The organism is Acidimicrobiales bacterium (genome assembly GCA_016794585.1).
Taxonomy (GTDB): domain Bacteria; phylum Actinomycetota; class Acidimicrobiia; order Acidimicrobiales; family DATDAH01; genus JAEUJM01.
Window position 1 is genome coordinate 13,981 of record JAEUJM010000030.1, and the last position, 23,615, is coordinate 37,595.

Here is a 23,615-nt window from a genome sequence, read left to right on the forward strand (position 1 = left end):
CTCGCACCAGCTGGGTGAGGGCTCGTGAGCGCGGGGGAGGTGGTCAGCGCCGGCGGGTGGGCGGACGTCCTGGGGCAGGATCGCGCCGTCGCCCAGCTCCGTTCCTCGGTGGCCACGCCGGTGCACGCCTACCTGTTCGTGGGTCCGTCCGGCAGCGGCCGCCGGGCCGCGGCCCGCGCCTTCGCCGCCGAGCTGTTGGCCGACGGCACCACCGCCGAGGATGCCGAGCGCCACCGGGCCCTCGCCCTGGCCGAGGCGCACCCCGACCTGACCGTCTTCGTGCCCGAGGGGGCGTCGCTCCGTGAGGAGGAGGCCGCCGAGATCATGCGCACCGCGGTGCGCGCCCCCGTGGAGGGTGATCGGAAGGTCCTCGTGCTGTGTGAGCTGCACAAGGTCAGCACCCAGGCGCCGAAGCTCCTGAAGATCATCGAGGAGCCGCCGCCCTCGACGGTGTTCGTCATCCTCGCCGACGACGTGCCGCCCGAGCTGATCACCATCGCCTCCCGGGCCGTGCGCATCGACTTCCACCCGGTGGCCGAGGACCTGGTCGTCCAGCGCCTCGTCGAGGAGGGGGTGGCGACGACCGCGGCCGAGGAGGCCGCCCGGGCGGCCGGTGGCGACCTCGACCGGGCCCGCCTGCTCGCCACGGACCCCGAGCTGGCCGCGCGCCGGGACGCGTGGCGGGCCGTCCCGGATCGCCTCGACGGCACGGGCAGCGCGGTGATGGTCCTCGCCGGCGAGCTGCGCGCCCTCATCGATCGCGCCCAGGCGCCTCTCGACGCCCGCCACGCGAAGGAGGCGGAAGCGCTCGCCGAGCGCATCGAGCGCTACGGCCAGCGCGGATCGGGCGCCACCCAGCTCACCGCGCAGCACAAGCGCGAGTCGCGGCGTGCCCGGGTGGACGAGCTGCGCTTCGGCCTCGCCACCTTGGCCCGTCGCTACACCGACGAGCTCGCCACCGCCCGCCGCCCCGAGGAGCTGCTCGACAAGCTCGCGGCGATCCAGGCGGCGTCGGAGGCCCTGATCCGCAATCCCAACGAGGCCCTGCTCCTCGAGGACCTGCTCTTCCAGCTCTCGTAGGCCGAGCGGCTACACGTTGGCGTGGAGGAGGGCGCCGGCCTCGGCCGCCGGCAGGGGGCGGGCGAAGTGGTAACCCTGGCCCCAGTCGCAGCCGAGGCTCTGGAGCACGGCGCTCTGGCCCTTGGTCTCGACCCCTTCGGCCACGGTGACGAGGCCGAGCGAGCGGGCCATGAGCACCACGGCGGCGGTGATGGCGAGGCCGCCGCCGGTCGAACCCAGGCCGTTCACGAAGGACTGGTCGATCTTCACGATGTCGAAGGGGAAGCGCTCGAGGTAGCTGAGCGAGGAGTACCCGGTGCCGAAGTCGTCGATGGCCAGGCGCACGCCGAGGCCCTTGAGGGCGTGCAGCACCTCCATGGAGGTGTCGACGTCGTCCATGAGCACGTTCTCGGTGAGCTCGAGGGCCAGGAAGTCGGCGGGCCACTGGTGGCGCTCGAGCAGGCCCTGGAGCAGCGGGACCAGGTCGGGGGAGTTGAGCTGGCGGGGTGAGAGGTTGACCGACAGCAGGAAGTGGGGGTGCCCGGGGACCTCGCGCAGCCAGTCGGCGGCCTGGCCGATGGCCTCGTTGAGCACCCAGGCCCCGAGGGGGACGATGAGGCCCGACTCCTCGGCCACGGGCACGAACTCGGCGGGGCCGACGGCACCGCGCTCGGGATGGGTCCAGCGCAGGAGGGCCTCGACGCCGATGACCCGGCCGCTCTCGAGCGACACCGTGGGCTGGTACGAGAGGGTGAGCTCGCCGTGGTCGATGGCGTGGCGCAGGTCGTTCTCGAAGTGCAGTCGGTCGAGCAGGCGCACCCGCAGCTCGTCGTCGAACACCACGGCGCGGTCACGGCCCCGGTCCTTGGCCCGGTACATGGCGGCGGCGGCGTTGCGCAGGAGCGCGTCGCTGTCGTCGCCGGGGCCGGCGAGGGCGATGCCGATGCTGGCGGTGAGGAGGGCCTCGCCGCGCTCGACGGTGAAGGGCTCGCGCATGGCGGCTCGCAAGCGAGCGGCGATGGCCTGGGCGCCGGCCGACCCGTCGGGGTGATCGACGACCACCACGAACTGGTCGCCGCCGAAGCGCCCGACGACGGCACCGACGTCCGCGAGCGCCTGCTCGAGGCGGACGGCCACACGGACGAGCAGCTCGTCCCCGGCCTGGTGGCCGAGGCCGTCGTTGATGACCTTGAAGCGGTCGAGGTCGACGAGGAGCACGGCGGCCGAGGGCTGCTGGGCGGACGGACCTCGACCGAGTGCCTGGTCGATCCGGTCGACCAGCAGGGCCCGGTTGGGCAGGCCGGTGAGGGGGTCGTGCATCACCTGGTGGGCGAGGCGGGCCCCGAGCTCGAGCACGTCGTGGTCGCTCGAGGAGAGCCCGACCGGGCGGCGGTCGGAGATGCTGCGGGTGGTGACGATGATGCCGCCGACCTCTTCGTCGTCGAGCAGGTTCATGCCGGTGAACTCGATGGCCTCCCACCGTCCGTCGGCCCGCCGGGCCCGGAACTCGCCGGTCTGGCTGAGACCGGGGGTGTCGACGACCCGCCGCAGGAGGGCGTTGGCCTGGTCGAGGTCCTCGGGGTGGGCGAGGTCGAAGGCGCTGCGCTCGTCCCAGAATTCGGCCGGGTAGCCGAGGATCTCCTTCATCTCGCTGGTGCTGTACAGGAGGTTGCCCTCCGCGTCGAGGACGGTGACGGTGTCGGCCATCTTGTGCAGGAGCACCCGGTAGGGCTGGTCCTGCGGGGCCGGCGTGGCCTCCACGGGGAGGCGCCGGCCGGTGTCGTTCATCATGGCGACGGTGGCCACCCGGCGGCCGTGCTCGTCCAGCAGGGGGGCGAGGCTGAGTCGACAGCGGAAGAGCGAGCCGTCGGGACGATGGCCGGTGGCGTCGACGGTGGCGACCTCGTCGCCCCCGAAGCCCTCGCGGCGCCCGCCCCACGGGTCGACGTAGTCGGTGAGGGGGACGGCCCGGCCCAGCACGCTGGCCACGGGCCAGCCGAAGGCGCGGGCCGCCGCCGGGCTCCAGGTGCGCACGGCGCCTTCGGGGCTGAAGCTGAAGGCCACCAGAGTGGTGCCGGCGGAGACGGCGTCGAGCTGCTCGTCGGCTCGCCGGAGGCTGTCGGCGGCGCGGCGCTCGGCGGTGACGTCGCGGACGTGGGCCATGGCGCCGACGGGGCGCCCGTCGCGCCCGGGCAGCACCGAGGCCTCGCCGGCGACGTGGCGCACCGGCCCTCCGCTGACCTGTACCCGGAATTCGAGGCTCAGGCTGGTGCAGCTGCCCGCCGCCGCAGCCGCGAGGCGCTCGTTGGTGGCTTGGAGGAAGTTGGGGGCGACGATGTCGAGCAGGTTCATCTCGCGCGCCTGGCTGGCGCGGCGCTCGACCAGCTCGGCGAAGGCAGGGTTGGCGTCGAGGACCCGGCCCGTGAAGTCGAACAGGACGATGCCCACCGGGGCGGCGGCGAAGGCGGCGGTCCGCCAGTCGGCACCGGTGTCCGCAGCAGCGGTCGTGGGCGCCTCGGGGAGGGGCGCGTCGACGGGTGCGGTGATCGTGGCGTCGGCGCCGCCCGCGCTCGGTTGTGGGGTGCCGGAGTTGGCGTCCGCCATGGTGACCAGTCAACTGGATGGAGGGGCTTCGGCGGTGGAGGTTACTCGGCGTCGGGTCGTCCCCCGAAGCCGGGATCAGGTGTCGCGGGGCGGGTTCGGTGGAGCGACGCCGCCAACGGCGCGTCGCAGGAGCAGGGGCAGCGGCAGGGGCAGGGGCAGGGGCAGGGGCAGGGTCCACCTCGAGCCACCCCCGCAGCAGCAAGGCTGACGACGCGGGATCCGGAGCGAGGCGGCGCCGGGTGCCGTTGGCGAACGTCGGTCCCTCGGAGAGCACCCATGCCCAAGCGCACCCTTGTCGGCCTGTTCGGTCTCCTCTTCCTGTTGCTGGCCGGTGGCAGCGCCGCGGTCGCGGCCGGACGGTCGAACGACCCCGAGGGGGTGTCGGAGGCGCGCGTCGTGCAGGCGAGCGCGCCCGGCATCCGCATGGCCGCCGCCATCGAGCCCGGCGGCGTCCTCGTGCGCAAGCGGGGGGTGGCGTCGGTGACCCATCCCGCCACCGGCACGTACTGCATCACCCCGAAGACCAGGATCGCCATGGACATCGACCGGGTCGTGGCGCAGGTGACCGTCGAGTACGGCCAGTCGTCCGGCACCGCCAACCTGGCCCAGATCTACGCCAGCGCCGGCGACTGCGACCCCGGCGCCGTCGAGGTGATGACCTTCAGCGACACCGGCAGCGGCTTCGAGCCCAGCGACTCGGTGGCGTTCAACCTCGTGGTCCCCTGATCCGGTCGGCGCCGTCGCCGATCCGGCTTCGGTGCGACGCCGCCGCCCCGGTAACGTGGTCGGACCCGCCCGGGTAGCTCAGTCGGCAGAGCAGCTCACTCGTAATGAGCAGGTCAGGAGTTCGAATCTCCTCTCGGGCTCCACGTTCTCTCGACCGGGGACCCGCGTTCGCAGCACCGGGTGCGGGGCACCGGTACGCTGCGGCACCGCTCGGGTCTCCGACCCGTGTGCGGTCACGGGGCGACCAGGGGGCACCACGATGAGGGATCTGGCGGGCAAGGTCGCGGTCGTCACGGGCGCCGGCAGCGGGATCGGCCTGGCGCTGGCGTCGCGCCTGTCGTCCGAGGGCATGCGCGTGGTCGTCTCGGACGTCGACGAGCGTGCGCTCGACCGGGCGGCGGCGCTGCTCGTGGAGGCGGGCGCCGACCCGGGCGACGTCCTCGCCCAGCGGTGCGACGTCCGCCTCGAGGCCGAGGTCCGCGCGCTGGCGGACGAGGTGTTCTCCACCTGGGGCCAGGTCGACGTGCTCTGCAACAACGCCGGGGTGTTCGTCGGCGGGCTCCTGTGGGAGCAGTCCACCGCCGACCTGGAGTTCGTGCTCGGCGTGAACGTGTGGGGCATCCTCCACGGCATCCGCGCCTTCGTCCCCCGGATGCTCGCCCAGGACTCCGAGGGCCACATCGTGAACACCTGCTCGATCGCCGGGATGCTCGGGGCGCCCTTCAGCGGGCCCTACTGCATCTCCAAGTTCGCGGCGCTCGCCGCGACCGAGGGGCTCGCCCACGACCTGGCGGCGACCGGCTCGAAGCTCAAGGTCACCGCCCTGTGCCCGGGGATGGTGCAGACGAACCTCGACACCGGGTCGTTGGAGAGCCGTCCGCCCGACTTGGCCACCACCGACCCCGACGCCGCCGCCTTCATGAGCCAGGTCCTCCGCGAGCTCCTGGATCAGGGCATCGCCGCCGACGAGGTGGCGGCGCAGGTCGTCGACGCGATCCGCACCGAGCGCTTCCTGGTGCTCACCCATCCGCACCACCTCGACGCCCTGCGGCAGCGGACCGAGCAACTGGCATCGGGCGCCCTCCCCGATCCCGGCGACTACCGCTGAACGGCCGCGCCGCCGCGCAGCCCGATCATCGGGTGCGCGATGGCGCATTGCCGGTCGGACACGCCCGCAGGGTCGCTCGAGCTCGGCGGTCCACCGGCCCGTGGGGCTCGCCGGCGTGCTCCGTAGGGTGGACGTGCGGGCACTTGACGGTGAGATCGACCGACGACGGACGAGGACGCTGTGGCCGAACCGCGAACGACGGACCGACACGACGACGGCCTGGCGCCGGCGGCCCCCATGGAGGGGGCGCCGGTCGGCTCCGGGTCACCCCACGCCGGCCCGCAGTCACCGGCGCGGCGGCGTCGCCTCGTGGCGCTACGGCGGCCCGTCGTGGTGGTGCTGATCCTCGGAGCGCTGGCCTGTCTGGCGCTGGGGGTCACCGCCGTGCTGGTGGTCGTCCAGCGCGACGTCTCCCAGGTGCTGGTCGCCCCGACGGCCGAGGAGGGCGCGGACCTGCGGGTCGAGGTGTCGGTCATCGCCGTCGATCCCGTGCTGGGTGAGGCGCGGGTCCGGTTGCTCCCCGTGGTGCTCGACGAGCAGCGGGTGGACGGCGGATTGGTGCGAGAGGGCTTCCGCGTCCTGGTCAACGCCACGGGGGGCGAGACCAGCCACACCTTCGCTCCCGGACAGCCGGTGCAGGCCATCGAGTACTCCGTCGCGCTCACGGGCAGCTCGGTGTACCGCTATCCGTTCGACCGCTACGACGCCACCCTCATCGTGTTGGCCTCGGACGGGGTCGGCCCAGACGGTGAGCCGCTCGTCGCCGAGGTGTCAGTGGCCTCGTCGGTCCTCTCGTTCGACCTGTCGGCGGAGTCCGTGGACGAGCCGCTGTGCTCGCTGGGCGGGTGTGTCGCCCTCGAGGCCGCCCGACCGGGCTCGACGGTGGGCTACGCGCTGTGGTTCATCGTCCTCGTCTGGGGTCTCGCGCTGGCAGGCGCCGCCGTCGTCGCGATGATCGCGCTGCGAGGGGTGGAGCTGCCGTTGTGGGCGTACGGCTACCTGGTCGGTGTGCTGTTCGCCCTGCCCCCGCTCCGGGCCTCGCTGCCGGGCAGTCCGCCCCCCGGGGGGCTCGTCGACTTCGTGGCCTTCTACTGGGCGGTCGCCGTCGTGGGCCTGACGCTCCTCGCCCTCGTGTGGCTCTGGGTCCGCGAGGCGCGCCACCCCAGGACGTGACCTCTGCGTGGGGTCCGGATCACGGCCCCGCCGGCCGGATCAGGCGAAGGGCGCCGGCGACGATGCGGTAGGTGCGTTCGGCCACGGGGTCGGAGACCTCGCCGTCGAGGCAGTGGGGGGCGGGCTCGCCCCGGATGGTCACCTCGCGGGCGCGGGCGGTGACGACGTCGTCGCGGTCGACGTGCTGGCCCGAGCGGAGGCGAGCGGCGAAGCCGACCCGGGCCAAGGGCCCGGTGGCGCGGGCCACCAGCACCTCGAGCAAGCCGTCGTCGAGGCGGGCGTCGGGGAACAGGGGCGTGCCGCCGCCGATGGACTGACCGTTGCCGACGCCCACGAGCAGCAGCTCCTCATCGTCGACGAGGAGTGCGCCGTCGGCCTGGACGGTGCCGCGGAACCCGACCGACCCGATCCCCTCGAGGAAGGCCGCCACCGGATAGGCGGCGGGGCCGAGGCGGGGCTTGAGGTCGCCGGAGCGGGCCGAGGCGTCGGCGCTCATCCCGGCGTGGGTGGCGTTCACCACCACCGTCGCGGTGTCGTCCACCACGAGGTCGGTCGAGCGGGCGGAGCCGTCGAGGAGGAGGGCACCGGCGTCGGTGGGTTCGAGCGGGATGCCCGCGGTCCGGGCGAAGTCGTTGCCGGTGCCGAGGGGCAACAGCCCCACGGTGGTCGTCGCGAGGCGATCGGCGCCGCCGAGCTCCCACAGGGCCTGGACCACGACGTGCAGGCTGCCGTCCCCGCCGGCGACCACCAGGGTGCGGTCCTCCAGCACACCGAGGGCGCGGCGCACCGCGTCCGGACCGTCGGTGGTGACGATGTCCACGTCGACCCCGGGCCGGGACCGCAGCGGGTCGAGCGCGGCCGCCAGGCGCTCTTCGTCGTTCGACCCCGCGTCGTCGTTGCCCACCACGAGGTACCCGGTCGTGTCCGCCACGACGGCTCTCTACCCCGGGCCGGCGAGGGCGATGCACCGGGCACGCCGCTCCTGCCCCTTGGTTACGGCACCGTGAAGTCACGGCCGAGAGGCCGACGGGCACGGCGTGGATCCCGCGGGCGCGCTAGCTTGCCGCCTTCGTCGGTCGTCGAGGCAAACATGGTGGGGTACGTCGTGCGCAGGTCCATGGTGAAGGTCGTCGTCGTGGTCGCGGTGTTGGCATCGAGCCTCGCCCTCCTGCCGGGGTCGGCGTCGGCGGAACCGGAGGCACCGGCGGCCAACGGCTCGGTGGCGGCCGATGACGGGACCGTCCCCGACGAGGCGCGACCGGTGCCTGGTGACCTCGACGACCCCACCGACACCGACGGTGACGGGCTGACCGATTCGCAGGAGGCGTCCGGTGCCCGCAACCCGTGGCCTGGGGGCTTCATCGGCATGGCCGCCCCCGGCGACCCGACCGATCCGGCCGATCCCGACAGCGACGACGACGGCCTGAGCGACGGCCTCGAGATCGGCACCGACGGCGGCAACCGGGCCGGCACCGGCACCGACCCCAACGACGCCGACACCGACGACGACGGCGTCGACGACGTGACGGAGGTCGCCGCCGGGACCGACCCCCGCAACCCCGACACCGACCTCGACGAGGTCGACGACGGCACCGAGGCCGCCGACGGCACGGACCCCGCTGCACCGGACACCGACTTCGACGGGGCCACCGACGGGGCCGAGGCCGAGGCGGGGACCGACCCACGGGTGTCGAGCGTCACGGGCGCCGAGGCGTCCGGCCCGTTCCACTTCACCGACGTCCCCGCCGGCGCCTACTACGAGGACGCGGCGTACTGGGCCACCAGCAACCGCGTGAGCGTGCTCCGGCGCACCCCCCAGTTCGTCCCCGATGGCGTGGTCAAGCGGTGGAAGCTGGCTCAGATCCTCCGCAACTACGCCACGTACCTCGGCCGGGACACCAGCGCGCCATCGCACTCCTTCAGCGACATCGCCCACCTGAGCCAGCGTGGGCGCGCGGGCGTGTCCTGGGCGACCCGCAACGGGATCATCCCGCCGACCAGCCCCGGCACGTTCACCCCGGGCCGGGCGGTGGGCCGCGCCCAGCTCGCCACCGCGCTGTACCGCTTCGCCCGCTGGGCGGGGGTGGACGCCGAGGCGACCCCGGCCGACGACCCCTACACCGACACCACGACGCAGTCGGCGACCAGTCGCAGCGCCATCGGCTGGCTGAGCCTGACGGGCATCGTGGCCGACTCCGGCGTCGTCACGAGCGCCACGAAGTTCAAGCCCAAGGCAACCGTGACCCGGGCCCATGCGGTCAGCTTCCTGCATGCGCTCGACGGCGAGATCGGCATCCCCCAGCCGACCGGCGACGGCGACGGGGACGGCATCTCGAACTACGACGAGATCCACGGGATCGCCAACGCCTACCCCGAGCCGACCGACGGCGGTGACGTCGACCCACTCGACCCCTCCGGCCAGTGCCTGTCCCCCGACCCGGTGACCGACCTGCCGCCGGCGGCCGACGGCGCCGGCGCACCCACCGATCCCGCCGATCCCGACACCGACGACGACGGCATGAGCGACGGCCGCGAGATGACCGAGCTCCAGACCGACCCCAACGACGCGGACACCGACAACGACTGCCTCTCCGACGGCAAGGAGATCAACGGCTTCCCGCTGGTCCTCGACCTCGACGGGCAGGGCTGCCCCGGCGGCGGCGGCGGTGGCTGCCCGGACATCACCCGTCGCACCGGCGTCAGCGACCCGCTCGACGAGGACACCGACGACGACGAGCTGCCGGACCACGAGGAGGTCCTGATCCGGACCGACCCCGAGCTGGCCGACACGGACCTCGACGGCATCGACGACTACCAGGAGTGGAACCGGTGGTTCACGGCGCCCACGTCGGTCGACTCGGACCGCGACTCGCGCGGGAGCGAGGGCGACCAGCCCCCGACCCCGTCGCTGTTCGACGGCCTCGAGCTGCGCGACACCGGCACGTCACCGACCAGCGCCGACACCGACGGTGACGGCACCACCGACTTCGACGAGTTCGACTCGCCCATCCGCAGCATGACGGTGGCCGAGCTGCCCGGCTTCGGCATGGACCTGGTCGGCGGCACCTCGGTCCGACTGGTGAAGGAGCGCTCGCAGGACCAGGGCGGCGCCATCGAGGTCGGCATCGCCAACTCGGTCAGCAACGCGACCTCGACCTCCCAGACCAACTCGGTCACCCAGAGCGAGTCGAACTCGATCTCGGTCGAAGCCGGCTTCGAGACCACCGTGCAGATCGGCACCGAGGAGTCCTTCGCGTCGGCCACCCTCTCGTTGACCCTCGGCTACGCGCACGAGTGGGGCACCGAGCGGACGCGCGAGTTCTCGCGGGAGGAGTCCCAGGAGATCAGCCAGGAGCGGTCGCGCACCGAGTCCGAGGAGTGGAGCAGCTCCGAGGCCGCGGTGAGCGGCGAGATCTCCCAGGGCATGCGCTTCCGCAACACGGGCAAGTTCACCTACCAGCTCGCCGACGTGGGCTACACGCTGTATCTGCGCAACCCCGACACGCTCGAAGAGGAGGTCGTCGGCACCATGACGATCCCGCTCGACGGGATCGTGCTGCCCCCGGGCGCCAGCACGGCACCGGTCCAGGCGGTGGCGGAGGACGTCAACGTCGACCTGATCGAGCAGTTCCTCGAGTCGCCCTCGTCCCTGCGCTTCGCCACCGGCAACCTCGAGTTCCTCGACAGCGAGGGTCGCAACTTCGAGTTCATCCAGGAATCGACCTTCGGGCAGACCGCCCAGGTCGTGCTCGACTTCGGCAGCGTCGCTCCCGGCGATCAGGGCCGCTACGAGGACTACACCGTCTCGACGAACGTGGCCCGCGACGACATCGACGGCGAGTACAACGACATCAGCGCGTACCCCGGGGTCCACATGGGCTCACCGCCCGAGGGCTCGCCGGCCTGGATGGCCGGGGTCATGGACCAGATCGGGTACCCGCGCTGCGAGGACGACACCCCCGCTGCCGGCTGCTACACCACCACCCCGGACGGCCGGCTGGCGTCGGTCGACGGCGTGGCCAACACCGACACGGGGAGCAGCGACCTCTGCCGGGGTCAGTGGGGCATCATGACCACGACCGACGAGCAGACCGAGCAGGCCCTCACGGAGGGCTTCGACGACGTCGTCGTCCGGGCCGGCGACCGGATCCGCCTCGTGCGCCAGACCGACTGCGACGAGGACGAGCTCGTCGACAGCGTCGAGCCGGTGGTCAACGCCGAAGTGGGCCCGACCGACACCGACGAGGACGGCATCTCCGACTTCGACGAGGCCCGCGGCTGGATCGTCGGCCTCGCCGACGCCGCGAACGGCGGGCAGCCGTGCGCGGCGGACCCCTCGCCCGGCACCCCACTCTGGGATGCCGACTCGATCTCGTGCCCGTGGTCGGCACCCAACCCGAAGATCGCCGACACCGACGGCGACGGGGTCGGCGACCAGGAGGAGCTCGTCGGCGCCGGCCGCGACGTCGCCGGGACCCCCATCGACGCGCGGGCGAACCCCCTCGAGCGGGACTCGGACGGCGACTTCTACTCCGACTGCCTCGCCGTGGGCGATGCCGCCTGCGCGGGCCAGCCACCGGACCCTGCGCCCCTGAACAGCTCGATCCGGCGGGTCGACCCGACGCCGTGCGCCACTCCGGGCTGCTGGGCCAACCCGCTGCCCGACCTGGCGAGCGCCCTGGACATCACCGGCGTGAACCAGAACGCCGACCCCCGCGACGACGTGCGGTCGATCTGGGTGGCCGGCGGCACCTACACCGCGCCGACCACGGGCTTCGCCCTGCCGGGTCAGGCGGGCGTGATCGGTGGCTTCCGGGGCGACGAGCAGTTCCTCGACCAGCGCACCCTTCGCTTCACCGGGCCGACCGCCACCAGGCTCGTCGGCCAGGCCGTCGGCCAGACCGGCCCGGTCGTGTCGGTGGACCAGGACTTCTCGGCCCTCGACGGGGTCGTGGTGCAGGGCGGGACCGCCGGCGGGATCCAGGGCACCGGCGAAGGGGCACTGCTCCGTGATCTCCAGGTCGTGAACAACTCCCGCCCGGCGTGGACGTCGGGGACGCCCACGGGTGCGGGCATCACCTGGACCGGTGGTGACGGCCTCGTGGTCCGTCGGGCGACCGTGGCCTCGAACTCCGGGCCGATCGGTGGCGTCCACCTCGCCGACGTGGACGACGCGCACATCGACGACAGCGTCATCCGCAACAACCTCTCCAACCGCACGCTGCTGAGCCGGAACTGCACCACGGCCCCCGCCTTCGACTGCGCCGGCGGGGGTGGCGTCGGCCTCGAGGACTCCGAGGTCGCCATCGACGACAGCGCGGTGGAGGACAACACGGCGCTCGTGGGTGGTGGCATCGACGCCAGCGGCACCGGCACGACGCTGCGCCTGCGCAACACCTCGGTCACCGGCAACACCGCGCAGGGCGACTCGATGGTCGTCGGGCGTGGGGGCGGCGTCCACGCCCACGGATCGGCGGCGGTCCTGCTCGCCGGGTGCCTGCTGAGCGACAACATCACCCGGGTCGGCCCCCGGCTGCCGGCGAACCCCAGCACCGACGGCTTCGGCGGGGGGCTCTTCGCCCACGACGACGCCAACGTGCGGATGATCAACTGCACGGTGACGGGCAACAACGGTGCCGGCGTCATCATCGCCGGCGACGAGACCAGCAACTACCGGACCGGAACGGGCTACGACGCCGCCTCGACCGGATTCGTCAACGGGGCGTCGGCCCACTTCCAGAGCAGCATCTTCGTGGGCAACACGATGGCGTGGCAGCCGACCAACGTGGAGCGCAACGGCAACGGGCTCGGTAGCCAGGTCCGCCCGTCCTCGTTCAGCGCCCTCGAGCAGGTCGCTCGGGGCGTGCTCGGCTTCAGCGACCAGTGGAACAGCGGCAACATCGCCGCCGGCCCGTACAACTTCTGCTTGGGCGGCATCGACGTCGCCCTCCCGGACTTCGGCGGAGGCAACTGCGGGTACTTCTGGTTCGCGGGCATCGCTGCGTCCAGCTCCACCGAGCTGCGCACCGGCGGCGCTCCGACCAACTTCCTCGCCACCATCACCGAGGACTCCATGGTCGGCTCGGGGTCGACCCACGGCACCTACGGGGAGTTCTGCGGCGGTCTCGAGTACTTCGGCCGCAGCGAGGCCCCGACCGTGGCGAACAACCGCGGGCAGGTGACGTGTGACAACGGGGCGCAGAACAACCGCTTCGTCGGCCTCCGGGGTCGTGGCTTCCAGGGGACGGCGATCCGGGCCTTGACGCCGCCGACCAACCTCCAGGACCTCCTGTCCGCTCCCGACTACACGCTCGTGCCGGGGAGCAACGCCGTCGACCGTGGCAACCAGAACGTCGACTGGGACCCGTTCACCCCGGGTATCCAGGACCCGCCCGCAACCGACCTCGCGGGCAACCCCCGCATCGTGGGCACGCGCATCGACCTGGGGGCCTTCGAGGTGCAGTAGCGGCCGTGCCGCCGCCACCGATCGTGACCGCCGTTGGTGGGCAGGGCGTCCTGCCCTGCCCACCCTCGCTCCCCTTTCCGGAAGCTTCGCCGGTCGGCCCGCAGCGACGCCCGGCGTCCCGTCTGGCCGACGGACGGTCGCGCGGGGCAGGGTGGTCGCCATGACCCACGGCCTCCGGCACCCCCGCCGAGCCTCGCGTCGGGCGGCGGCGCTGGTCGCCGTCGTCCTGCTCGCCGCGCTGGTGACGTCGTGCACCAGCGCCGACGGCAGCGGCGGGGGAGGCGCCTCCGGGGGTGGTCCCGGGACCACGGTGCCCGTCCAGGGCGACGGCACGTTCCCCGGCGACTACCGGATCCGCGGGACGAACCCCGACCGGTCGCGCTACCGGGGCACGCTCACCATCGACGGCGACGAGGCCGGGCCCCTCGCCCTCGACTGGGACACCAACGGGAGCTACGAGGGCGTCGGGGTGGCCGAGGGCGACATCCTCGCTGCCACCCACGGGGATGACGGCACGGCCTGCAACGCCGCCATCTATCCGATCGGCCCCGATGACACGCTCGACGGCCGGTGGGTCACCTACGACGGGCGCGGCCCGATCGACGAAGCCGTGGCCGCGGTGATCCCCGGCGGGCCCGGGGTCACGGGGTCCTACGCCATCGAGGGGACGAACGCCGATGGTGTCGAGTACAGCGGGTCGATGGACATCGTCGATGCCGGCGAGGCCTTCGAGATCACCCGTCAGGTCGGGGGCTTCCTGGCGACGGGCTCGGCGCTGCGGGTCGGCAACGTCCTCGTGGTGGGCTTCGGCGACCGCACGTGTGCAGCCGTGGGCTACACCATGGGCCCGAACGGGCACCTCACCGGCGAGTGGGGCGCCACCGGCGTCCAGAACCTGGGGCGCGAGCGGGTCACCCCCGACGACTGACCGTCACCCGCCTGGGGCCCCGGGTCCCGGGCCGTGCGCCGTCGGGACGGTCAGAGCACCCCGCCGGCCAGCAGGGCGATGGCGAGGCCGGCGACCACGAAGCGGTACCACGCGAAGATCGAGAGGTCGTGGCGCTCGAGGTAGGTGATGAGCCACTTGATGGCCAGCACCGCGGACACGAAGGCGAACAGCGCGCCGATGAGCGGGTCCACGAGGCCGAACTGGTCGACGAGGGTGCCGCCGTCCGACGCCAGCTTGTAGGCGGTCGCCGCGGACAGGGTGGCGAACCCGAGGAGGAAGCTGAACTCGACGGCGGCGCGGAGGGCCACGCCCACCAGGAGCGCCCCGAGGATGGTGGCGAGGGAGCGGCTGGTCCCCGGGAGCAGCGCAGCGCACTGCGCGAGTCCGATGATGAGGGCCTGGCGGTTGGTGATGGCGGCGAGGGCGTCCCCGCCCTCCTCGTCGCCGGGCTCCGCTCCCGGCACGCCGCGGTCGGGGATGCGCCCGGTGCGCTCGAGCACGAGGATCAAGATGCCGCCCCCGATCCAGGCCAGGACGATGGGCCACGGGCCGAACAGGGCGTCCTCGATGGTGTCGTCGAACAGGAAGCCCAACGCGGCGGCGGGCACGAAGGCGATGACGAGGTTGACGAGCAGGCGCCGCCCGTCGGGGTTGCGCCCGACGAGGCCGGCGAGCATGGCCACGAAGCGCCGCCAGAAGAGGCCGGCGACGGCGAGGATGGCCCCGAACTGGATGGCGATGACGTAGGTGTTGACGGCCTCGAGGCCGGCGCTGCCCTTCTCGTCCGGGAGGCCGAGCAGGCGGGCGGTGATCAGCAGGTGGCCGGTGGACGAGACGGGCAGGTACTCGGTGATCCCCTCGACCACGCCGAGGATGGCCGCCTCCCACCACGACAGCAGGTCCTCGGTGCCGGAGGCTGCCGCACCGGCCACCGAGGCGGCACCCGCAGGGTGGGTGGCGGCCGCCACTGCGCCCAGCACCATCGCCACGAGGGCGAGACGGCGGCTGGGGCGGTGGCGGGCGAGGGAGGTCACCCGGGCCCGGATGGATCGGTGCACGCTCGCTCCTGAGGTGGGGGTGGGGGCGGCGTCGGCACCGTAACGGCGGGGACGGAGGCCCGGCCAGCGCAGCGGGTGGCAGGTCCCGTCAGTGCCCGGCGAGCACGTTCTTGGCCACCGCGATGAGCAGGCCCAGGGTGGCGGCGCCGATGCCGATGGCGAGCGCCCACAGCTTGGAGCTGCCCGACGTCCGGGCTGTCACGTAGCCCGCGACCCCGATGATGATCTCCGGGACGAAGAGCGAGAAGGGCAGGTCGTTGGTGTCGCTGGCGAACAACCCCGGGATCGAGCAGAGCAGGGCGACGGCGGCCGCGCCGGCCAGCTGGGCGGCCGCCACCCGGCCGTGCGAGTTCGCGCCCTCGTAGACGAACGCCCGTCCTGCCAACCGGAAGGCGAAGAGGTGGGCCAGTGTCAGCCCGATGGTGGTCCCCCAGATCAGGGCGATGAGGTGCACACCGTGCACGTCGGAACGCTCGCCGGGGTCCTGGTTGACCCACAGGGTGAGCAGGGCGGCTTCGACCACGATGGCGACGTAGAGCGCCATCGTCGCTGCTTCGTGCAGCAGGTGGTGGTCGACACCCCGACGTGACAGCGCATCGGGGACCGTGATCGAGTCCGTCACGGCGGCGAGGATAGGCGCCGGCCCGCCAGGGTCCCGGCGACCCCGGATGGGTAGGGTGGCCCCATGGCCGACCAGGCGGACTTCGCGGAGCAGGCGATGCCCCTCATGGCGTCGCTCTACTCGGGCGCGCTCCGCATGACGCGCAACCCTGCCGACGCGGAGGACCTCGTCCAAGAGACCTACCTGAAGGCCTACCGGGCCTTCGGCAGCTTCCAGGAGGGCACCAACCTCAAGGCCTGGCTCTACCGCATCCTCACCAACACCTTCATCAACACCTACCGGGCGAAGAAGCGTCGCCCGGACGAGTCCGACCTCGAGGAGGTGGAGGACCTCTACCTCTACCGCCGCCTCGGCGGGCTCGAGGCGGCGGCGAACGGCCGCAGCGCCGAGGACGAGCTGCTCGACCACGTCACCGACACCGAGGTGAAAGAGGCGCTCGAGTCGTTGCCCGAGCAGTTCCGGGTGGCGGTGCTCCTCGCCGATGTCGAGGGCTTCTCCTACAAGGAGATCGCCGAGATCCTCGACATCCCCATCGGGACCGTGATGAGCCGGCTGCACCGGGGAAGAAAGGGCCTCCAGAAGCGGTTGTACGAGTACGCCGTCGAACGGGGGCTCGTGTCTCTCGAAGAACACGCCGTCGCGGAGTCCCCCGAAGTCGTGGAGCACGCCGGATGAACGACAAGCCGATGAAGCCACAGTGCGAAGAGACCTTCGCCGAGATCTGGTCCTACCTCGACGGTGAGCTCACCGACCACAAGCGGGCAAAGATCAAGGCCCATCTCGACGAGTGCCCTCCCTGTGTGGGCGCCGAGCACTTCGAGGCCGAGCTCCGCATCGTCATCTCGCAGCGGTGCCGTGACGAGGTGCCGGAGTCGCTGAAGATGCGCATCGCCGAGGCCCTCCGTCTGGCCAGCGACGCCTGAGCGCCGTTCACCGGTCGCATCTGCCATACTGCGTCCTCCATCGAACGGAGGCGTCGGCATATGCACAAGAAGTACTGGATGGGCGGCTTGGCATTGTTCGCGACGCTGACCCTCTCGGCGCCGGCATTGGCGACCGAGGCGCCGACGGGCCCGGACTGGGCCGCCGCCGCGGCGCACGCCCCCGCCGGTGGCGGGCCCGAGGCCTCCGTGGCGTCGCCGTTCACGCTGGCGGACACGCCCGGTGACGCCTACGGCAGCGGAGACATCACCGCCATCAAGGTCGAGCACCGGTCGAGCACCGTCCGCCTCACCGTGAGGACCAAGCTGGGATCCAACCCGGCCACGTCGGCGTCGTGGCGCGGTGGGTACACGTGGATCGTGTGGGCCATCGACGTGAACGACGGCGGCGGTCCCGACTTCCTCGCCGGCATCTTCAACGACGGCAACGGTGGTGTGGTCGCCGAGGTGGTGCGCAACAACGCCACGTTCACCCACCGGTGCGACGCCACCTTCGTGCACAACCAGCCCACCCAGTTCCAGGTGGAGTTCGACCGGGCGTGCATCTCGAGCCACCCCGCGATCCGGACCTACGCCACGATGCAGTACGACCGCTACCCCGCCAACGCGAGCGCCCCGGTGTCGGTGGACTACAGCCCGAACGCCACCTGGACCCCGAACGTCCGACGGGCCACCTGACCCACGGGCCCTTCAGCCGGGGCGCGCCACCACGGTGGTGAGCCCCGGCACGCCGGCGTCCGCCTGCAACTCGGCGGCCGGGGTTTCGTCACCGGCGAGGTGGTGGCGCCAGAACGCCGTGGTGGTGTCGAGCACCACCTGGTCGGCGGGGTCGGGGTCGTCCTCGAACGGGGACGAGTGCACGTCTTCGTGCAGGGTCACCAGGTACTTGGGGGTCGCCGCGGCGGCGAACGCCTCCTGCGCGTAGGAGTACGAGACGACCGGGTCCGCGTCGGCGTGCACGATGAGCAACGGGATGCCGCGGTCGAGCTGCAGGCCCTCGGCGTCGGGGCGCAGGCCGTCGAGCACCATCGCCGCGTCGACCCGCTCGTCGAGGCAGCACTCGTCGAAGGCGGTGAGGTAGGTCGTGGCGCCGCCGAGGGACAGGCCCCCCACACCGATGGCCTCCGGGTCGACGCGTCCCGTCAGGAAGCGGTCGTCCTCCCCCGAGAGCCGGAGCGACTCGGAGATGACGAAGCTGAGATCGCCCGGCTGCTCGGGCAGGTCGAAGACGCTCGCGGCGCCGGGCACCTCGTCGTTGCTCAGGGGGAAGGCGGGGGCGGCGACGACGAAGCCGGCCGCGGCCCACTCCTCGAACAGCTGGGTGAACTTGCGCGGGTGGCCGTAGTGCCCGTGGGCGAAGGCGATCAGGGGGAACGGCCCGGGAACGTCGGGGTAGGTGAACGTGGTGACCAACGTCCGGTCGTTCGAAGCGGGCACGCCGGTGTCGGGGAGGCCCGGCGTGGGCCGGGCCGTGTCCACCAGGGTCTCGGTGTGCACGACGACGTCGTATCCGCCCTCTGGAACGGCAGGGCCCGAGGTGGTGGAGGGAGCGGTGGTGGCGGCCGGAGCGTCCCCACCAGCGGCCACCTCGGTGTCCCCGGTGCCCGAGCAGGCCGCGGCCACCAGGGCGGCGACCGCGAGCACGGCGAGCACCAGGGCCGACCGTGCCGGCCGGCGGGAGGGGAGCGGGGTGGGTGCGGTCACGGTCGATTCCTCGTGGGGGAAGCTAACCCGTATGATCCAGCCCCATGGATGCCGTGGTTCTCGCCTCCCAGGTGTGGCACTTCTGGATCGCACCGGCCGTGGTGGCCCTCGTGGTCTTGATGATCATCGCCACCATCGTCGGCTACCTCGTGAAGGTCGTCTCCCCGAAGTACCCGAAGTCCTGAGGCCGGCGGCACCTCGGTGAGCAGCCCGGTCGACTGGGGCCTCGCCGAGAAGGTGGCCGTGCGCGTCGCCGGCACCGATCCCTTCGCCCGCTCCTACCACTACGACTCGCTGACGCCCGACTTCGCCGAGCTCACCGCGCAGGCGGAGGCGCTGGTGGGGGACGCCACCGGTCTGCGCTCGCTCGCCGGGCCCGCCCGCGCCCGGGTCACCGATCGACCCGACTGGGTCCGGGCGAACATCGCCTCGTTCCAGCGCCTGTTGCGCCCCCTGACCGATCGGTTCGGCGATCGCATGGCGTCGGGGCCGTTCGCTCCCGTTGCCCGTGGCATCGCCGGCGCCGAGGTGGGCCTGATGCTCGGGTGGATGTCCACCCGGGTGCTCGGCCAGTACGACATGTTGGTCGTCGAGGAAGAGCGCCCGGAGGATCAGGACGTCGTCTACTACGTGGGCCCCAACGTCCTGGCCCTCGAGAAGCACTTCGCCTTCCCGCCCCGCGAGTTCCGCCTCTGGCTGGCCCTCCACGAGGTGACCCACCGCGCCCAGTTCACGGGCATCCCCTGGCTGCGGGAGCACTTCCTCTCCTTGGTGGACGAGACCCTCGACGCCGTGGACCCCGACCCCAAGCGGTTCCTCGACGCGATCGGCCGGGTGGCCGAAGGCGTCCGCACCGGGCGCAACCCCCTCGACGACGGAGGGATGGCCGCCCTGCTCGCCAGCGACGAGCAGCGGGCCGTGCTCGACCGCATCTCGGGGATGATGAGCCTGCTCGAGGGCCACGGCGACGTCACCATGGACCGTGCCGGCGCCGACCGGATCCCGAGCGCGGAGCGCTTCAGTCGCGTGCTGCGCCTGCGCCGCCAGCAGACCAACACCCTGGTCCGCCTGCTGCAGAAGCTGGTCGGCCTCGAGGCCAAGCTGAACCAGTACGAGCAGGGCGAGAGGTTCATCGCCGCGGTCGAGGCCGTCGGCGGCCCGAGCCTCCTCGACGAGGCGTGGACCGGCCCCGAGGCCCTGCCCTCCATGGCCGAGATCCGTGAGCCCGCCCTCTGGATCGAGCGGGTGCGCGCCGCCTCCTCCCTCGCCGGCTGACGTGGCCGAGCCCTCCGGGTTCTCGGATGCCACGGTCGAAGCGCTCCTCGACCGATGTGACTTCCCGCCGCCGGGGAGGACGGTCACCTGCGCCGTGTCCGGCGGGGCCGACTCGTTGGCGCTGCTGGTGTTGGCGGTGGCGGCGGGTCTCGACGTCACGGCGGTGCACGTCGACCACGGGTTGCGCTTCGGGTCGGCCGCGGAGGCCGAGGTCGTCCGAGCCGCCGCGGCCCGCTTCGGGGCGACCTTTCGTGCCGTGCGCGTCGACGTCGGCGACGGGCCGAACCTCGAGGCCCGTGCGCGCTCGGAGCGGTACGCCGTGCTGCCGGCGGACGTGTGCACCGGCCACACCGCCGACGACCAGGCCGAGACGATCCTGCTCAACCTCGTGCGGGGCGCCGGGTCGACCGGCCTCTCGGGCATGCGCCCCGGACCGCGGCGACCCCTGCTGGCGGTGCGTCGATCGGAGACGGTGGCGTTGTGTGCCGCCCTGGGCCTGGACCCGGTGCAGGACCCGTCCAACGTCGATCCGCGCTTCCGGCGCAACCGGGTGCGCCACGAGCTCCAGCCGCTGCTCGACGAGATCGCCGGCCGCGACGTCGTGCCGGTCCTCTGCCGTCAGGCCGACCTGCTCCGCGACGAGGCCGACCTGCTGGCGGTGCTGGCCACCGAGCTGGACGTCACCGATGCCCGGGCGCTCCGCGAGGCGCCGGTGGCGCTGGCCCGACTGGCCGTGCGGGCGTGGCTGCGGGACGGCCCCGCGGGCGAGCATCCGCCGGATGCCGCCACGGTCGAGCGCGTGCTGGCGGTCGCCCGCCTGGACGCCGGCGCCGCCGACGTCGGCGCCGGCTGGCGGGTCACCCGCTCGGGTGGCGTCCTGGGGCTCGACCCTCCGGCCGGCCCCGCCCACTAGCCTGCGCCGCAGTGACCTCCCCGAGCGCCTTCGACGACGATCCCAACCTCGGTCGGGTCATCGTCGGTGCGGAGGAGCTGCAGGAACGGGTCGCCGCGCTCGGCAAGGAGATCACCGCGGACTTCGCCGGTCGGCCACCGCTGCTGGTCTGCGTCCTGAAGGGTGCGTTCCTGTTCATGGCCGACCTGGCCCGCTCCATCGACCTTCCCGTCGAGGTCGACTTCATGGCGGTGTCGTCCTACGGCAGCTCCACCCGCACGAGCGGCGTGGTCCGCATCGTGAAGGACCTCGACATCGACCTGTCGGGCCGCCACGTGCTGCTCGTCGAGGACATCGTCGACAGCGGGCTGACGCTGCGCTACCTGCGCCAGAACCTCGAGGCCCGCAACCCCGCCAGCCTCGAGGTGTGCGCGCTGTTGGTGCGGGAGAGCGCCGGCGAGGCGGCCAGCGACCTGCGCTACGTCGGCTTCTCGATCCCCGACGACTTCATCGTCGGCTACGGGCTCGACGTCGCCGAGCGGTACCGCAGCCTGCCCTACCTCTGCGCCTGGGCCGGCCCCACCTGAGGGTCCCGGTCGGCGCGCCGCCGGCCCGACACACCGGAACCGTCCACCAGCCCGTATCTTGGGGGGCCAAGTGAAGCCGTCCTACCGCCTCGCCCTGGCCATCGGGGCCGTCCTGCTCGCCAGCCTGTTCCTCAGCTCCTGGCTCTTCCGCGCCGACTCGCCCGAGGACCTCACCCTCGACGAGTTCCGGACCGAGCTCCAGGACGGCAACGTCGAGACCGCGGAGATCAAGGACCGCGACAACGAGGTGCGGGGCGAGCTGCGCGACGGCACCGAGTACGTCGCGGTGTACCCGACCGAGTTCGCCGACGAGCTCACCGACGAGATCGCCAACGCCGAGCCCCCCGTCGAGCTGTCGGTCGACCAGCAGCAGGAGTCGTTCTGGATCTCGCTGGCCGCCAGCCTGCTCCCCATCTTGTTGCTCGTCGGCGTGTTCGTGTTCGTGATGTCGCAGATGCAGGGCGGCGGCGGACGGGTGATGAAGTTCGGGAAGGCCAAGACGAAGAAGGTCGACAGCGACCAGCCCAGCGTGACCTTCGCCGACGTGGCCGGCGCCGACGAGGCCGTCGAGGAGCTCCAGGAGATCAAGGACTTCCTCAAGTCACCGGCCAAGTTCCAGGCCCTCGGCGCCAAGATCCCCAAGGGTGTCCTGCTCTTCGGGCCTCCGGGCACCGGCAAGACCCTCCTGGCCCGGGCCGTCGCCGGTGAGGCCGACGCCCCCTTCTTCTCCATCTCGGGCTCGGACTTCGTCGAGATGTTCGTGGGCGTGGGCGCCAGCCGCGTGCGCGACCTGTTCGAGCAGGGCAAGAAGAACGCGCCCTGCATCATCTTCATCGACGAGATCGACGCCGTCGGCCGCCACCGCGGCGCGGGCCTGGGCGGCGGCCACGACGAGCGCGAGCAGACCCTCAACCAGCTGCTGGTCGAGATGGACGGCTTCGAGTCCAACGACGGCGTGATCCTGATCGCGGCCACCAACCGGCCCGACGTGCTCGACCCGGCCCTGCTGCGCCCCGGCCGCTTCGACCGCCGCGTGGTGGTCTCGCGCCCCGACGTGGGCGGCCGCGAGGGCATCCTGCAGGTGCACACGCGCAAGATCCCCCTGAGCGACGACGTCGACATCTCGGTGCTGGCGCGCGCCACGCCCGGCTTCTCGGGCGCCGACCTGGCCAACCTGGTCAACGAGGCCGCCCTGCTGGCGGCGCGCCACAACCAGAAGTCCGTCACCATGCACGACTTCGAGTCCTCGAAGGACAAGGTGCTGATGGGCGCCGAGCGGCGCAGCCTGATCATCACGGAGGAGGAGAAGAAGGTCACCGCCTTCCACGAGGCCGGCCACGCGCTGCTGGCCGCGATGCTGCCGCACACGGACCCGCTGCACAAGGTCACGATCATCCCGCGCGGCATGGCCCTGGGCCTGACCCAGCAGCTGCCGACCGAGGAGCGCCACAACTGGAACCGCGACCAGCTCGAGAGCCGCATCGCGGTCTGCATGGGCGGGCGCATCGCCGAGGAGGTGGTCTTCGGCCAGATCACCACCGGCGCCCAGAACGACATCGAGCAGGCCACCGAGATGGCCCGCAAGATGGTCTGCGAGTGGGGCATGAGCGAGGAGCTGGGGCCGTTGACGTACGGCAAGAAGGAGGAGGCCATCTTCCTCGGCCGCGAGTTCAACCGGCACCAGGACTACAGCGAGAACACGGCGCTCAAGATCGACGCCGAGGTCAAGCGCATCGTCAGCGAGCAGTACGACCGGGCGCTGACCATCATCACCGAGCAGAAGGAGCGCCTGGTGGCGGTGGCCGAGGCGCTGCTCGAGCACGAGGTGCTCGACGCGCCGCAGATCCAGCAGCTGCTGCGCGGCGAGAAGCTCGGCCTGAGGGTCAAGACCCCTCCGGCCGCAGCCGAGCCGCCCCGCGAGGGCCGCGTCGAGCCCGAGCCCGACCGCCTGGGAAGCCTGCTGACGCCGCCGCCGGTGGCCCACCCCAAGCCGAGCGCCTAGGCCGACTTCCGAATCTCCGCCCCGCGGGCGGATAATCCCGGCGTGCAGCCCGGCTTCGTCGCCCCGCGCCCGGTCTTCGAGCTGAGCGTCCACGGACGTCCGTGGCGGCTGGGCGAGCGCACGCTCGTGATGGGCGTGCTCAACGTCACGCCCGACTCGTTCTCCGACGGCGGCCGCTTCGCCTCGCCCGACGCGGCCCTGGCCCACGGCCTGGCGCTGTTCGAGTCGGGCGCCGACGTGGTCGACGTGGGGGGCGAGTCGACCCGGCCGGGCACCACCGAGCGCGTGCCGGTCGAGGAGGAGCTGCGGCGCGTGGTGCCGGTGGTGGCTCAGCTGCGGGCCGCCGGGGCGGGGCTGCTCTCCGTCGACACGTCGCGGGCCGAGGTGGCGCGCGCGGCCCTCGACGCCGGGGCCGACCTGGTCAACGACGTCAGCGGCCTGGCGTTCGA

The 23,615-nt window shown here is 72.5% G+C and carries 20 protein-coding genes and 1 tRNA gene; 16 read left to right on the forward strand and 5 right to left on the reverse strand.

Going from position 1 to position 23,615, the window contains the following annotated elements:
- Positions 1-24 precede the first annotated feature (24 nt).
- A complete protein-coding gene (locus JNK12_15265) occupies positions 25-1,080 on the forward strand; it encodes a hypothetical protein (GenBank protein MBL8777301.1) in 1,056 nt (351 codons plus the stop codon).
- A 9-nt stretch (positions 1,081-1,089) separates the two neighbouring features.
- Here JNK12_15265 and JNK12_15270 read toward each other — a convergent pair whose 3' ends face one another.
- The gene (locus JNK12_15270; protein MBL8777302.1) at positions 1,090-3,663 is read right to left on the reverse strand and encodes an EAL domain-containing protein; all 2,574 of its coding nucleotides are present in this window, start codon (positions 3,661-3,663) and stop codon (positions 1,090-1,092) included.
- 276 nt (positions 3,664-3,939) lie between these two features.
- On the opposite strand from JNK12_15270, the gene JNK12_15275 reads away from it, so the two are divergent.
- The 4 genes from JNK12_15275 (at position 3,940) to JNK12_15290 (ending at position 6,670) form a co-directional block, all read left to right on the forward strand.
- Positions 3,940-4,389, forward strand: coding sequence for a hypothetical protein (locus JNK12_15275; protein MBL8777303.1), 450 nt, complete (start codon positions 3,940-3,942; stop codon positions 4,387-4,389).
- A 67-nt stretch (positions 4,390-4,456) separates the two neighbouring features.
- Positions 4,457-4,532 (forward strand) — tRNA-Thr (locus JNK12_15280).
- Between the two features lie 116 nt (positions 4,533-4,648).
- Entirely contained in the window at positions 4,649-5,497 is an 849-nt protein-coding gene (locus JNK12_15285) for an SDR family NAD(P)-dependent oxidoreductase (protein MBL8777304.1), read from the forward strand.
- Positions 5,498-5,677: 180 nt separating this feature from the next.
- Entirely contained in the window at positions 5,678-6,670 is a 993-nt protein-coding gene (locus tag JNK12_15290) for a DUF4436 family protein (protein ID MBL8777305.1), read from the forward strand.
- A gap of 19 nt (positions 6,671-6,689) precedes the next feature.
- On the opposite strand, the gene JNK12_15295 is transcribed toward JNK12_15290, so the two are convergent.
- Positions 6,690-7,601: a hypothetical protein gene (locus JNK12_15295; GenBank protein ID MBL8777306.1), complete on the reverse strand. Its 912-nt coding sequence runs from the start codon at positions 7,599-7,601 to the stop codon at positions 6,690-6,692.
- A 159-nt stretch (positions 7,602-7,760) separates the two neighbouring features.
- Here JNK12_15295 and JNK12_15300 point away from each other — a divergent pair, with 159 nt between their 5' ends.
- A complete protein-coding gene (locus JNK12_15300; GenBank protein MBL8777307.1) occupies positions 7,761-13,136 on the forward strand; it encodes an S-layer homology domain-containing protein in 5,376 nt (1,791 codons plus the stop codon).
- A 160-nt stretch (positions 13,137-13,296) separates the two neighbouring features.
- Positions 13,297-14,064 carry a hypothetical protein gene (locus JNK12_15305; protein ID MBL8777308.1) on the forward strand — a complete coding sequence of 256 codons (768 nt, stop codon included), beginning with the start codon at positions 13,297-13,299 and terminating at the stop codon, positions 14,062-14,064.
- A 50-nt stretch (positions 14,065-14,114) separates the two neighbouring features.
- Here JNK12_15305 and JNK12_15310 read toward each other — a convergent pair whose 3' ends face one another.
- Positions 14,115-15,143: an undecaprenyl-diphosphate phosphatase gene (locus tag JNK12_15310; protein MBL8777309.1), complete on the reverse strand. Its 1,029-nt coding sequence runs from the start codon at positions 15,141-15,143 to the stop codon at positions 14,115-14,117.
- Between the two features lie 88 nt (positions 15,144-15,231).
- On the reverse strand, positions 15,232-15,765 hold the full coding sequence (locus JNK12_15315) for a hypothetical protein (GenBank protein MBL8777310.1): 534 nt from the start codon (positions 15,763-15,765) through the stop codon (positions 15,232-15,234).
- 63 nt (positions 15,766-15,828) lie between these two features.
- Here JNK12_15315 and JNK12_15320 point away from each other — a divergent pair, with 63 nt between their 5' ends.
- The 3 genes from JNK12_15320 to JNK12_15330 are packed head-to-tail and all read left to right on the forward strand — an operon-like array spanning position 15,829 to position 17,384.
- A complete protein-coding gene (locus tag JNK12_15320) occupies positions 15,829-16,440 on the forward strand; it encodes a sigma-70 family RNA polymerase sigma factor (GenBank protein MBL8777311.1) in 612 nt (203 codons plus the stop codon).
- On the forward strand, positions 16,437-16,688 hold the full coding sequence (rsrA, locus tag JNK12_15325; protein ID MBL8777312.1) for a mycothiol system anti-sigma-R factor: 252 nt from the start codon (positions 16,437-16,439) through the stop codon (positions 16,686-16,688). The genes JNK12_15320 and rsrA overlap by 4 nt, the downstream gene beginning before the upstream one ends.
- 60 nt (positions 16,689-16,748) lie before the next feature.
- Positions 16,749-17,384, forward strand: a complete 636-nt coding sequence (locus JNK12_15330) for a hypothetical protein (GenBank protein ID MBL8777313.1) — start codon at positions 16,749-16,751, stop codon at positions 17,382-17,384.
- Between the two features lie 12 nt (positions 17,385-17,396).
- Here the strand turns inward: JNK12_15330 and JNK12_15335 are convergent, their stop codons facing one another.
- A complete protein-coding gene (locus tag JNK12_15335) occupies positions 17,397-18,410 on the reverse strand; it encodes a hypothetical protein (protein ID MBL8777314.1) in 1,014 nt (337 codons plus the stop codon).
- A 44-nt stretch (positions 18,411-18,454) separates the two neighbouring features.
- Here JNK12_15335 and JNK12_15340 point away from each other — a divergent pair, with 44 nt between their 5' ends.
- The 6 genes from JNK12_15340 to JNK12_15365 form a co-directional block, all read left to right on the forward strand.
- Positions 18,455-18,595, forward strand: coding sequence for a hypothetical protein (locus JNK12_15340; protein ID MBL8777315.1), 141 nt, complete (start codon positions 18,455-18,457; stop codon positions 18,593-18,595).
- A 16-nt stretch (positions 18,596-18,611) separates the two neighbouring features.
- Positions 18,612-19,685: a zinc-dependent metalloprotease gene (locus JNK12_15345; GenBank protein MBL8777316.1), complete on the forward strand. Its 1,074-nt coding sequence runs from the start codon at positions 18,612-18,614 to the stop codon at positions 19,683-19,685.
- A 1-nt stretch (position 19,686) separates the two neighbouring features.
- Complete coding sequence (tilS, locus tag JNK12_15350; GenBank protein ID MBL8777317.1) at positions 19,687-20,598, forward strand: tRNA lysidine(34) synthetase TilS; 912 nt, start codon at positions 19,687-19,689, stop codon at positions 20,596-20,598.
- Positions 20,599-20,609: 11 nt separating this feature from the next.
- Positions 20,610-21,164, forward strand: coding sequence for a hypoxanthine phosphoribosyltransferase (gene hpt / locus JNK12_15355; protein MBL8777318.1), 555 nt, complete (start codon positions 20,610-20,612; stop codon positions 21,162-21,164).
- Between the two features lie 94 nt (positions 21,165-21,258).
- Positions 21,259-23,166 (forward strand): ATP-dependent zinc metalloprotease FtsH, encoded by a 1,908-nt coding sequence (gene ftsH / locus JNK12_15360; protein MBL8777319.1) that lies wholly within the window; start codon positions 21,259-21,261, stop codon positions 23,164-23,166.
- A gap of 129 nt (positions 23,167-23,295) precedes the next feature.
- On the forward strand, positions 23,296-23,615 hold a 320-nt coding region (locus JNK12_15365), incomplete at its 3' end, for a dihydropteroate synthase (GenBank protein MBL8777320.1).